The organism is Variovorax sp. GW821-FHT09A10 (genome assembly GCF_059418385.1).
Map to the genome: position 1 here is coordinate 630,470 of NZ_JBWKPT010000001.1, position 11,020 is coordinate 641,489.

Below are 11,020 nucleotides of genomic sequence, written 5' to 3' on the forward strand. Positions count from 1 at the left end.
CTACCTTTGCATTCCTTGCAAACCTCACCTCACCTCACCCCATGCCCAGCCGCCGCCTGCAGGAAACCTCGCTGCGCTACTTCCTCGAAGTGGCCCGCACGGGCTCGCTCACCGAGGCCGCCGCGCGGCTGAACGTCAGCATCTCGGCCGTCAGCCGCCAGGTGGCCGCGCTCGAAACGCTGGTGGGCGCGCCGCTGTTCGAGCGCCGCCCGCGCGGCATGGTGCCCAGCGCCGCGGGCGAACTGCTGGCGGCGCACGCCCTGCGCGGCGCGCTGGAGGCCGAGCGCGTGCTGTCGGACATCCAGGCGCTGCAGGGGCCGCTGAGCGGACGGGTGCGCATCGCCTGCTCCTCGGGCTTCGCCAACGAGTTCCTGCCGCGCACCATCGCGGCGTTCCGCGAACAGTACCCGGGCGTGCGCTTCCGGCTCGATGCCACCGGGCCGACGCAGGTGAGCGATGCCGTGCTGCTCGGCGAGGCGGACATCGGCCTGACCTACAGCCGCGCGGCGGTGCGCGGCATCCGGGTCGAGCACCGCCAGCCGGCGTCGGTGTTCGTGGTGATGCGGCCCGACCATGTGCTGGCCACCTCGCGCAGCGTGACGCTGGCGCAGATGCATCCCTTCCCCATCGCACTCAGCAGCCCCGAGAACACGGTGCGCCAGCTGTTCGACGTGGCCTGCAGCAACCGCGGCCTCGTGTTCGAACCCGTGCTGGTGAGCAACCGTTTCGAGGCCATCGCCAATTTCGTGCTGCAGGGCGGCGGCCTGGGCATCACGGGCGAGATCACGGTGCGCGACCGCGTGCAGCGCGGCGAACTGGTGGCGGCCGAGATCCGCGAGCCCGGCATGCGCGGGCGTTCGGTCGAGTTGCAGACGCTGGCCGATCGCACGCTGCCGGAGGTGGTGCGCACCTTCCTGGCCTACCTGCGCGAACAGCTGCCGGCGCCCGGCGGCACGCCCAGGCCACGCACGCGCAAGGCCGCCTGAACTCAGCCGCGCGCGGGTCCGGCCCCGGGGAACCTGATCACCCGCCGCTGCGTCGCGCCCGAGGGGTGCAGCAGCCCGCGCCGCATGGCCTCGTGCACGGCCTGCGTGCGCGAATGGACCGACAGCTTGCGGTAGATGCTCTTGATCTGGCTGGCGACCGTGCTGTCGGAGCGGTGCAGCGCCTCGGCCACGCGCCGGTTGCTCCAGCCCTGGGCCACGAGTTCGAGCACCTTGAGTTCACGCGGCGAGAGCAGGCCCTCGTCGCCGGCGTCTTCCTGCGCCCGGTCGAGCCCGTGCGCCGCCAGGGCCGCCTCCTCGATGTCGCACAGGATCTGCCGCGCCGTGCGCGCAGCGGCCCACACGTCGCCGCGCTCGACCGCCGTCATCAGGTTGGCCAGCTCCAGCTGGTTGGCCTGGGCAAAGAGCCGCGCCGCGGCGTTCGCGGCCACGGCGGGGCTCAAGGGCGGTGCGTCGTCCAGTTCCGAAATGGCACGCAGCTCGGCGCTTCCTTTGGACATGTCAATGCTCGCTCGGTCGATCAACGCTGGGGGGAAAAAGTAAACCCGGTGTCCCTGTGCAATGAAATTGCCATGCGGGACGCCTGCTGCGAGCCTGAGGGCGCTTTGTAAACAGCCTTGACCATCCGTCTCAGTTCTTGGGAGAATTCCGCGAAATCTGTGATTTTTTAACGCTTAGTTAGTACTATTTGGCGGGACAGCCCGCCACACGCCTTGGCGCTGTTCCGACCTCGCCCATGACATCCAGCGCCGCCGCGGCCCCCGAACGCCCCCTCTCTCCCCCGGGCGTGGCGCATAGCCATTTCGACGTGCGCGCGGAGCCGCCCGACCGGCAGTTCCTGGCCTGGCGCGCACGCGTCGGCCATGTGATGGACGCCCTGCCCTCGCGCGACGCGCTCGAGCGCCCCTTCAACGCCGCGATCGACCGCTACGACGTGGGCGGCCTGGTCTTCACCGAGTGCCGCTCCGACACGCTGGTGCTGGAGCGCTCGCTGGCCCGCGTGTCGACCGACAGCGTGCGCGACTTCGTGTTCCATGTGTTCGAGGAAGGCGGCGTGGACGACCTGCGGGTGCGTGCCACACCCGGTGCACGCCGCAAGGGCGAACCACCGCCCGCCCCCGCCGGCACGCCCACCATCCTCGCGCTGGACATGAACCAGCCGGTGCGCATGCGGCGCCACGACTGCCGGGTCCACACCTTCTTCGTGCCCGGCACGCTGGTGCAGGAAAGCTTCCCCGACCCCGAGGCCATCCACGGTCGCATGCTCACCTGCACCACGCCGCTGGCACGGCTGGCGGCGGGGCACGCGATCTCGCTGGCGCGCGACATCGGCGGCATGACGCCGGCGGCCGCCCAGAGCGCGGTGCGCACGGGCGCGCAGCTCGTGGTGTCGGCCTTCGGCAAGCAGGCCGGCTTCGACGGCAACGCGCGCGCGGCGACACGCGCCGCCATGTTCGACCAGGTGCGCCGCCACGTGCAGACCCACCTGCACCGCGCCGACCTCACGCCCGAGAGCGTGCTGGCCGCGCTGCAGCTGCCGCGCCCCACGCTGTACCGCATGTTCCAGCACGAGGGCGGGCTGGGCAGCTACATCCGCAGCCTGCGGCTGCGCCAGGCGGCAAGCGACCTGGCGCGCTACCCGCATGTGATGGTGACCGACATCGCCTACAGCGCGGGCTTTCGCAGCGCCTCGGATTTCAGCCGCGCCTTCCGCCGCGCCTACGGCATCGCACCGCAGGACTTCCGCGTGCAGGCCCTCGAGCGACAGCCCTAGGCCGTGGCACCGAAGCCGGTGTCGAACGTGCCCTTCACGTCGAGCGGCTGCTTGATGAGCCCCACCTGCCGGTAGAAATCGGCCGTGCCCTGCTGGTCGGCGATGACCTGCGCGTCGATGGCGACCCACTGCTGCTGGCGGCGCTCGAACTGCAGCTTCGCCGCCTCGGGCGGAATGCCGATGATGCGTGCGAGCGTGGCCGAGAACGCATCGACGTTGCGGTACGACCAGCGCTGCGCCCTCACCACGCGCTGCAGAAAGTCCTGCAGCACCGGCCGCTTGGCGGCAATGGCGGCGTCGGTCGCGGCGAGGTAGCTCAGCCCCGGCAGCAGGCCGCGTCCGCTGACCAGCACGCGCGCATGGCGGCTGATTTCGGCCAGCGCGGTGTAGGGCTCCCAGGTGGCCCAGGCATCGACCGAGCCCTGCGTGAGTGCGAGCTTGGCGTCGGCCGGCGCCAGGAAGCGCAGGTTCACGTCCTCGGGCTTCAGGCCCGCCGCCGTGATCGCCTTGAGCGTGACGTAGTGGCCGATGGAGCCGCGGTTGGTGGCGATGCTCTTGCCCTTGAGTTCGGCAGCAGTCTTCAGCGGCGAATCGGGCCGCACCAGCACCGCCGTGCCGTAGGCGTCCGAGCGGTTGGCGCCGATGGCCTTGACGCGCGTGCCGGCCGCGAGCGCGAAGATCAGCGGCGCATCGCCGATCGGACCCGAATCGACCGCGCCCGCGTTGAGCGCCTCGGCCAGCGGCGCGGCGGCCGGGAACTCCGACCACTGGATGTCGTAGCCCAGACCTTCAAGCCCGCCCGCCGCTTCGAGCAGCGCGCGCAGCCCGCCCTTCTGGTCGCCGGCCTTGAGCACCGGGCGGCCTTGCGCACGCACGAAGGCGGGCAAGGTGGCGGTCGTGGCAGCGGCAAGGCCGCCGGCAAGCAGCTGGCGGCGCGATCGGTCGAGGTGTGAGGTCATGGGTTCGTTCTCCGTAGAAGCAGTGAAAAGGAAATCAGTGGATGAAGCCGCCCTTGACGAAGCGCACCGGCTCGGCGTCCATGCGGGCGATGAGCGCGCCCAGGCCATCGGGCGGCAGCACGGCGCCTTTCGCCAAGGCGGCCGATGGGCTGTCGCTGCGGCACAGCAGGTCGTCGTCGGACCAGCCGGCCTGCCCCGGCAGGCCGCGCACGCGCAGCCAGCCGTCGCGGTCCGCGATGAGCTGCATGCCCGCGAGTTGCTCGGTGCCCGCGATGAGCGCCAGCGCCTCCCACGCGGCCGGTGAATCGGCCACGCAATCGGCGGTGACGCCCGCCGCCTTCGCCCCGGACGGCAGCAGCTGCACCGTCACCAGGCGCGGGTCTTCGCCGGGCGCGACCGCGCCCGCCACGACGCGCACGCGCTGCCCACGCCACTGCGCGAGCGACCGGTGCGCCTGCGCGCCGCAGCGCACCGCCATGTCGGGCAGGCCGACGGGCTGCGGCCAGTGGCCCTGCGCGCGCAGGCTCTGGCCCGCGCCCTGCGCCTTCATGTAGTCGATGAGCGCCCAGGCATCGGCCGCGTCAAGCGGGCCGGCGAAGCCGGGCATGGCGGCGGTGCCGTGAAGCACACGCCAGAGCAGGTCGCCATCGGCGCGGCGCCACAGCAGCGGCCCCGTGAGGTTCGGCGGCCACACGGCCAGCGAGGCGGCCAGCGGCCCTTCGCCCTTGCCGTCCGCACCGTGGCAGCTCACGCAGTGCTGCGCGTAGAGCACGCGGCCTTGCGCGATGGACGTGGCCGTGAAGCCCGTCGGCGACGTATGGAAGCTCGCCGGCGTCGCAGGCACGAGCACGACGTTCGCATGGGGCCAGGGCGCGGCGATCAGCAGCATCGGCACCAGCGCGAGCAGGTACCAGCGCGGGCGCCGCCAGAGCAACGCGATCAACAGCAGCAGCAAAGCAATGCCGACGCACACCAGCGTCCACGCGAGGCTGCGCGCCTGCCCCAGGTCGATCAGCAGGTTCTCGCCCGACAACCGGTGCGCCCACGGCCACGCCGGCTGGCCGTGCACCTTTTGCACGAGGCCGAGCGCATCGAGCACACGCAGCAGCTGCAGTTGAGCGCCCTGAAGCAGGTCGATCAGGAAATTGAGCCAGTCGGCTTCCGGCAGAGCGTTCATATCTGTTCAAGGGGCCGCCGCGCACGGCCGCCCGAAGCGGCCGGCCCGCCCCCGGTAGGGGGTTGGCGAAGCGACACGAAGTGCGCGCAGCCTGGGGGCGAGCTACATCTACCAGGTGGCGTCGAGCCCCAGGTGGCGCAGCGCTTCGTGACGGAGTTCTGCCAAACGCGCATGGCCGCGATGGCGCGGGTACGGCAGGTCGACCACGAGTTCCGCCGCGATGCGCGCCGGCCGATCGCTCAGCACGATCACCCGGTTGGCGAGGAAGAGCGCCTCTTCCACGTCGTGCGTCACCAGCAGCGCCGAGAAGCCCGCGCGCTGCCACAGGTTGACCAGCTCGCTCTGCATCGCGATGCGCGTGAGCGAGTCGAGCTTGCCCAGCGGCTCGTCGAGCACCAGCAGCTGCGGGTCGTTGACCAGCGCACGCGCCAGCGCCACGCGCTGCGCCATGCCGCCCGAGAGCTGGTGCGGAAAGGCCTTGGCGAAGTCGGTGAGGCCGACGAGCTTCAGCGCTTCGTCGACGCGCCCGCGCTGCGCCTTGAGCACGCCGCGCGCCTGCAGGCCGAGCGCCACGTTGTCCCACACGCTGCGCCAGGGGTAGAGCGTCGGGTCCTGGAAGACGACGATGCGCGACGGGTCGGGCCGCGTGATGGGTGCGCCGTCTTGCGTGATGCGACCGGCGGTGGCGGGCTCCAGCCCGGCCACGAGGCGCAGCAACGTCGACTTGCCGCAGCCGCTCGGCCCGAGCAGCGCGACGAACTCGCCGGGCTTCACCGTCAGGTCGATGTCGTCGAGCACCTGCAGCGGACCCGCCGGCACATCGAACCAGTGGCTCACGCCCTGGATGTCGATCTGCGCGCCAGCCTGGCGCACGTTGGCTTCAACGGTGGCTACCATTTCACGGTCCCCTTCTGCCACGACAGCACGCGGTCGCGCACCTTGAACAGCAGCGTGATCAGCCCCGAGCACAGCAGCGCCATGACGATCAACGCGGCGTACATGTTCGAGTACGACGCCCAGCCCTGCGCCCACGACAGGTAGAAGCCCAACCCGGCCTTCACGCCCATCATCTCGGCCGTCACCAGCACCGAGAAGGCCGCGCCCAGCCCCATGAACAGGCCCACGAACACCTGCGGCAGCGCGGCGGGAATCGCCACGCGAAGCACCAAAAAGCGCTCGCTCGCGCCCATGGTGCGCGCCACGTCGTAGTAGTTGCGGTTGACGCCCGCCACGCCCGACCACGTGAGCACCGCCACCGGAAAGCCCGTGGCCAGCGCGATGAGGAACACGGCCGCCGCATAGCTCGACGGAAAGAAGAAGAACGCCAGCGGCAGCAGCGCCGAGGCCGGCACCGGCCCCACGAAGCGCAGCACCGGATGCACCCAGTAGCCCGCGATGCGCGACCAGCCGATGGTCACGCCCGTGAGAAAGCCCGCCAGCGCGCCCAGCACGAAGCCGTGGGCGAGCAGCCGCGCCGAATGCGCCAGGCTTTCGCCGAGGCGGCGCCAGTCGTCGATGTAGGTTTCGATGAGGCTCTGCGGCGGCGCGAAGAACGGCGTGGGCAGCAGCGCGAGCTTGGCCGTCGCGATCTCCCAGATCGCGAACAGCACCGGCAGCGCCACCAGCCACGGCCCAGCCGGCCGCAACGTGCGCGCGACGCGGCCGGCGCGCGTGCCGAGCAGCGCCACGAGCAGCAGCACCGCGCCGATGGCGATGGCGGCGATGCCGAATTCGTCGGTGTAGGCCCAGTCGCTGAAGCCCACGGCCTTGTTGGGCCAGTAGACGGTGAGCAGGCCCAGCGCGATCCAGCCCGCGCTCGCGAGCGCGCCGGTGCGCCAGAAGCCTTCGGCGGGGCGCGCGAACACGGCGGCCGGCGCGGCCTTCTCGATGCCAGGGCGACGCCAACTGCCCGGCGCCGGCGGTGCTTCCAGCACCCGGTCGATGACGGCGCTCATTAGATAACCTCCGTGCTTCGCACTGCGGTGCGAGCTTGTTTGGGGCGGCCCGGCACGGCGCTCATGCCAGCGGATCGAAGGACACGTGCTCCGCGAAGCGCACCGGGTCGGTGGTCTTCTTGAGCACGCCGACGCCGCGGAAGTCGCGCGCGTAGAACTCCACCTCGTCGCGCAGCTTGCGGCCCAGCGGGTGGTGGTTGTGCGTGAGCGTGCCCAGCAGCGCACGCAGGTCTTCGACCGGCACCTTGGGCGAGTACTTGGCGAAGAGCTTGGCCGACTCGTTCGGGTTCTCGGCCACGTAGTCGGAGGCCTGCGCAATGGCGCGCACCAGCGAGGCGACGGTGGCCTTGTCCTTGCGCACCAGCTCGCCGCGCGCGCCGACGATGCAGCAGACCTTGTCCTTGTACTCGCCCGAGAGGTTGCTCGCGAGCTCGACGAAGGTGCCCTGGTTGCGCTTCTCGATGAGGTACACGTTCGGGTCGCCATCGGCAATGGCGTGGATCTCGCCCTTCTTCACCGCGACGTCGAGCAGGTCGGCCGGGTACTGGCGCCAGGTCACGTCGCGGTCGGCGTCGATGCCGTTCTTGGCCAGCAGGATCGAGAAGAAGTTCTTGCCCGGGCTCGCGATGTCCGACACGCCGATGATCTTGCCCTTGAGGCTGGCCAGGCTGGTGGCACCCGCGTCCTTGGCGCCCACGAGGCGCACGCAGCCGCCGTGCGAGCTGCCGACGATCTTCACGTCGAAGCCCGATTCGAGCGGCTTGAGCCAGCGGTGGATCATGCCCACGGCCGCGTCGGCCTTGGCGGTGGCGAGCGATTCGAGCAGCTGGTCGGTCGAGCCCGTGTAGTTGATGAGGTCCACCTGCAGGCCGTTGCGCTCGAAGTAGCCGCGCTCCTGCGCCACCACCACGGGCGAGAGGCAGAACGCGGCGGCGTTCCAGGCGAAGGTGAGTTTGCGCGCCTGCTGCGAAAAGGCCTGCGAGGCAATGAGGCCGCCCGAGGCGACCACGGCGGCGGCGGCGCCGGTGCGCAGCACGCTGCGGCGGGAAAGGGATGCGTTCATCGGGGAAAGGCTCCGGGGGTTCGTCGTCATCGTCAAAGCAGGAGTTCGGGTTCGGCCTCGACCAGGCCTTCGTACAGGCTGTCGAAGGAATGGATGGCGCCTTCGGGCCCGCCGATCTGGCCGTGCGTGTGGCGTGCGGTGGCCTCGTCGATCGGCTGCGGCGTGCCTGCCGCCTCGGCCAGCAGTTGCGTGTGGCAGGCGTTGTCCAGCGCGATGTACCACCACGCGGCGGCCTCCACGGTGGGGCCGGCCGTCAGGATGCCGTGGTTCTTGAGGATGGCGCCCTTTTTGTCGCCCAGCGCGCGGGCGATGCGATCGCCCTCGCTGGTGTCGACCACCATGCCGGTGAAGTCGTCGAACAGCGCCACGTCGTCGTGGAACACGCAGGCGTCCTGCGTGAGCGTGTCGAGCTTGCGGCCCAGCGTGGACCAGGCCTTGCCGTAGGTCGAGTGCGTGTGGGCGGCCGCCACGATGTTCGGGTTGTGCTCGTGGATCGCGGCGTGGATGGCGAAGGCGGCCTTGTTGAGCGGCCGGTCGCCGACGACCGTTTCACCCTTCGAATTGACCAGCAGCAGGTCGGACACCTTGATGCGCGAGAAGTGCACGCCCAGCGGGTTGACCCAGAAGTGGTCGGTCAGCTCTGGGTCGCGCGCCGTGATGTGGCCGGCCAGGCCCTGCGCGAAGCCGAAGCGCGCGAACAGGCGGAAGGCGCCCGCCAGGCGCTCCTGCCGGTGGCGGCGCTCGGCCTGCACGGTGGGGCGCGGCGGGATGGGGTCGAACCAGTGCTTCTGCTGCGGGTTCGCGTGCAGCTTCAGCGGCTGGGCCGCGCTGCGGTCGATCGACAGAACGGCGCTCATGGCTCAGGCCGCCTTGCGCTGCGACTGCAGGCGCTGTGCCACGAGCTCGCGCGTGCGCGGAATCAACTCACGCCCATAGTCCGTCGCGTCTTCGAGCGGATCGAAGCCGCGGATCAGGAAGGTCGTCACGCCCAGGTCGTAGTAATCGAGCAGCGCATCGGCCACCTGCTCGGGCGTGCCGACCAGCGCGGTGCTGTTGGAGCGCCCGCCGATCTCTTGCGCGACCGCGGTCCACAAACGCTTGTCCAGGCGCGAGCCCTTCTCGGCTGCGGCCAGCAGGCGCTTGGCGCCTTCGCTCTGCTGCGGCCCGCCGCGGTTGTAGCCCTGCACCACGCGCAGGCGTTTCGTCTCCGCCAGGATGTTCTCGGCGCGCGCCCAGGCGGCCTCTTCGGTGTCCGCCAGGATCGGCCGGAACGACACCGAGAAGCGCACGCTGCGCCCGTGCTTCGCGGCTTCGGCGCGCACGCGCGTCGTGAGTTCGCGCGCCTGGTCGAGCGATTCGCCCCACAGCGCGTACACATCGGCGTACTTGCCCGCGACCGGAATCGCCGCCTCCGACGCGCCGCCGAAGTACACGGGCACGTGCGGCTTGCCGTGGCGCGTCTGCATCGGCTTCACTTCGGAGAACGCGTTCTGGAAGCGGTAGTGCGCGCCTTCGTGGTCGAAGGGCTTCTCGGCCGTCCACACCTTGTGCAGCACTTCAAGGTACTCGTCGGTGCGGGCGTAGCGCTGGTCGTGGTCGAGCCAGTCGCCGTCGCGCTTCTGCTCTTCGTCGGAGCCGCCCGAGATGTAGTGCACGCCGAGCCGGCCGCCGCTGAACTGGTCGAGCGAGGCGAACTGGCGCGCCGCGAGAGTGGGCGCTACGAAGCCGGGGCGGTGCGCGAGCATGAAGTGGATGCGCTCGGTCACCGAGGCCGCGTAGGCCACGGTGAGCGTGGCGTCGGGGCTGGTGGAATGGTGCGGCACCAGCACGCGGTCGAAGCCGGCGTTCTCGTGCGCCTGCGCGAAGGCGCGCACGTAGTCGCGGTCGATGGCCGGGCCCTTGGCGGCGTGGATCTCCGAGACCTTCTGGCCCTGGATCATGCCGATGAATTCAACGTCGTTCTGGCTCATGGTGTCCTCGTGGATGCGGATGGAATGAAGGGGTCAGGCGGCCGGAAGCCGCAGCAGGTTCTCGAAGCGGCGGTCCCACAGCGGCTTCACATCGGCGGGGCCGTCGAGCACGCCGATCTTCTGGAAGGTGTCGGCCACGTCCTGGTGGCTGCGCACCACGGCGTCGGTGACGGGGCCCAGGCTGTAGTCGCCGCTGCGGCCGTTGAACAACTCGACCAGGTCGCCCACGGGCACGCGCGTCTCGGCCGACTGCGCGCGGGCATAGGCCAGGAAGTTGCCGTTGATCCAGGCGAACGCGCGCTGCAGGCGCTGCAGCAGGTCGCCCAGCGCCGCGCGCCGCAGCGTGTCGTCGAGCGCGCGCGGGTTGGCGTAGATGGGGAAGTTGCCCGACAGGTACCCCACGCCGGTCTTGAGCGTGCGCGCGCCGTACTGGGTGCGCGCGAGCTGGCCGTTGTAGCCGTAGATGGCCCAGGCATCGAGGTCGCCGCGCGCAAAGGCCGAGAGGCCGTCGGCCGGCGTGAGGCTCACGGGCTGGATGTCGGCGAACGACAGGCCCGCCTCGGCCAGCTGCTTGGCCAGGTAGTAGTGCGAGGTGGTGGCGCGCACGTAGCCCACGCGCTTGCCCTTGAGGTCGGCGATGCTGCGGATGGCCGAGTCCTTGCGCGCCAGCGTGGCCTGGTTGTTGAGGTCTTCGTGCGTCACGGCGACGAGCCGCACGCTCGACTTCTGCCGCGCCGCGAACACCGGCGGGATCTCGCTGCCCGAGCCCAGGTCGAGCGCGTCGCCGTTGATGGCCTCGATGTGCAGCACACCGTTGTTGAGCTCGCGCCAGTCGATCTTGTAGGGCGTGTCGGCCTGGCCCGAGGCCGTGAGCAGCGGGCGCCACAGGCCCTTGTAGGTGCCCACGCGCAGCGTCACGCCCGACAGGTCGCGCGAGGGCGCGGCGGCCTGCGCCACACCTGAAGCCGCCACGCCCCATGCGGCGGCAGCCTGCAGCAGGCGGCGTCGGTCCAGCGGGAAATCGGGTGTCATGGCTTGTGTTCTTTCTTCTTCACTCACGCTCGAGGAGAAGCGAGACCGTACCGAGACGGGCCTCGAAAACGAACGCAGAAAAACGA

General features: G+C 70.5%; 11 protein-coding genes. 2 read left to right on the forward strand and 9 right to left on the reverse strand.

From position 1 onward, the window contains the following. Window positions 1–41 precede the first annotated feature (41 nt). Complete coding sequence (locus AC07Q9_RS03030; protein WP_495307297.1) at window positions 42–986, forward strand: LysR family transcriptional regulator; 945 nt, start codon at window positions 42–44, stop codon at window positions 984–986. Between the two features lie 2 nt (window positions 987–988). On the opposite strand, the gene AC07Q9_RS03035 is transcribed toward AC07Q9_RS03030, so the two are convergent. Next, window positions 989–1,504, reverse strand: coding sequence for a response regulator transcription factor (locus AC07Q9_RS03035; protein ID WP_495307298.1), 516 nt, complete (start codon window positions 1,502–1,504; stop codon window positions 989–991). 236 nt (window positions 1,505–1,740) lie between these two features. On the opposite strand from AC07Q9_RS03035, the gene AC07Q9_RS03040 reads away from it, so the two are divergent. Next, entirely contained in the window at window positions 1,741–2,778 is a 1,038-nt protein-coding gene (locus AC07Q9_RS03040) for an AraC family transcriptional regulator (RefSeq protein WP_495307300.1), read from the forward strand. Here the strand turns inward: AC07Q9_RS03040 and AC07Q9_RS03045 are convergent. The 8 genes from AC07Q9_RS03045 to AC07Q9_RS03080 form a co-directional block, all read right to left on the reverse strand. After that, window positions 2,775–3,737: an ABC transporter substrate-binding protein gene (locus tag AC07Q9_RS03045; RefSeq protein ID WP_495307301.1), complete on the reverse strand. Its 963-nt coding sequence runs from the start codon at window positions 3,735–3,737 to the stop codon at window positions 2,775–2,777. The genes AC07Q9_RS03040 and AC07Q9_RS03045 overlap by 4 nt on opposite strands. 34 nt (window positions 3,738–3,771) lie before the next feature. Further along, the gene (locus AC07Q9_RS03050) at window positions 3,772–4,914 is read right to left on the reverse strand and encodes a c-type cytochrome (RefSeq protein WP_495307303.1); all 1,143 of its coding nucleotides are present in this window, start codon (window positions 4,912–4,914) and stop codon (window positions 3,772–3,774) included. 108 nt (window positions 4,915–5,022) lie between these two features. After that, window positions 5,023–5,811, reverse strand: coding sequence for an ABC transporter ATP-binding protein (locus AC07Q9_RS03055; protein WP_159274519.1), 789 nt, complete (start codon window positions 5,809–5,811; stop codon window positions 5,023–5,025). Next, complete coding sequence (locus tag AC07Q9_RS03060; RefSeq protein WP_495307305.1) at window positions 5,805–6,869, reverse strand: ABC transporter permease; 1,065 nt, start codon at window positions 6,867–6,869, stop codon at window positions 5,805–5,807. The genes AC07Q9_RS03055 and AC07Q9_RS03060 overlap by 7 nt, the downstream gene beginning before the upstream one ends. Window positions 6,870–6,930: 61 nt before the next feature. Continuing rightward, on the reverse strand, window positions 6,931–7,932 hold the full coding sequence (locus AC07Q9_RS03065; protein WP_495307307.1) for an ABC transporter substrate-binding protein: 1,002 nt from the start codon (window positions 7,930–7,932) through the stop codon (window positions 6,931–6,933). Window positions 7,933–7,964: 32 nt separating this feature from the next. Beyond that, complete coding sequence (locus AC07Q9_RS03070; RefSeq protein ID WP_139701955.1) at window positions 7,965–8,789, reverse strand: class II aldolase/adducin family protein; 825 nt, start codon at window positions 8,787–8,789, stop codon at window positions 7,965–7,967. Window positions 8,790–8,792: 3 nt separating this feature from the next. Beyond that, on the reverse strand, window positions 8,793–9,902 hold the full coding sequence (locus tag AC07Q9_RS03075; protein WP_495307309.1) for an LLM class flavin-dependent oxidoreductase: 1,110 nt from the start codon (window positions 9,900–9,902) through the stop codon (window positions 8,793–8,795). A gap of 33 nt (window positions 9,903–9,935) precedes the next feature. Continuing rightward, window positions 9,936–10,934 carry an ABC transporter substrate-binding protein gene (locus AC07Q9_RS03080; RefSeq protein ID WP_062482537.1) on the reverse strand — a complete coding sequence of 333 codons (999 nt, stop codon included), beginning with the start codon at window positions 10,932–10,934 and terminating at the stop codon, window positions 9,936–9,938. Window positions 10,935–11,020 lie beyond the last annotated feature (86 nt).

What these genes read in the sequence shown, in the direction of transcription:
- AC07Q9_RS03075 (WP_495307309.1), bottom strand. Translation starts at nt 9,902, where the DNA reads ATGAGCCAGAACGACGTTGAATTCATCGGCATGATCCAGGGCCAGAAG.
- AC07Q9_RS03035 (WP_495307298.1), bottom strand. Translation starts at nt 1,504, where the DNA reads ATGTCCAAAGGAAGCGCCGAGCTGCGTGCCATTTCGGAACTGGACGAC.
- AC07Q9_RS03030 (WP_495307297.1), top strand. Translation starts at nt 42, where the DNA reads ATGCCCAGCCGCCGCCTGCAGGAAACCTCGCTGCGCTACTTCCTCGAA.
- AC07Q9_RS03040 (WP_495307300.1), top strand. Translation starts at nt 1,741, where the DNA reads ATGACATCCAGCGCCGCCGCGGCCCCCGAACGCCCCCTCTCTCCCCCG.
- AC07Q9_RS03065 (WP_495307307.1), bottom strand. Translation starts at nt 7,932, where the DNA reads ATGAACGCATCCCTTTCCCGCCGCAGCGTGCTGCGCACCGGCGCCGCC.
- AC07Q9_RS03060 (WP_495307305.1), bottom strand. Translation starts at nt 6,869, where the DNA reads ATGAGCGCCGTCATCGACCGGGTGCTGGAAGCACCGCCGGCGCCGGGC.
- AC07Q9_RS03080 (WP_062482537.1), bottom strand. Translation starts at nt 10,934, where the DNA reads ATGACACCCGATTTCCCGCTGGACCGACGCCGCCTGCTGCAGGCTGCC.
- AC07Q9_RS03050 (WP_495307303.1), bottom strand. Translation starts at nt 4,914, where the DNA reads ATGAACGCTCTGCCGGAAGCCGACTGGCTCAATTTCCTGATCGACCTG.
- AC07Q9_RS03045 (WP_495307301.1), bottom strand. Translation starts at nt 3,737, where the DNA reads ATGACCTCACACCTCGACCGATCGCGCCGCCAGCTGCTTGCCGGCGGC.
- AC07Q9_RS03070 (WP_139701955.1), bottom strand. Translation starts at nt 8,789, where the DNA reads ATGAGCGCCGTTCTGTCGATCGACCGCAGCGCGGCCCAGCCGCTGAAG.
- AC07Q9_RS03055 (WP_159274519.1), bottom strand. Translation starts at nt 5,811, where the DNA reads ATGGTAGCCACCGTTGAAGCCAACGTGCGCCAGGCTGGCGCGCAGATC.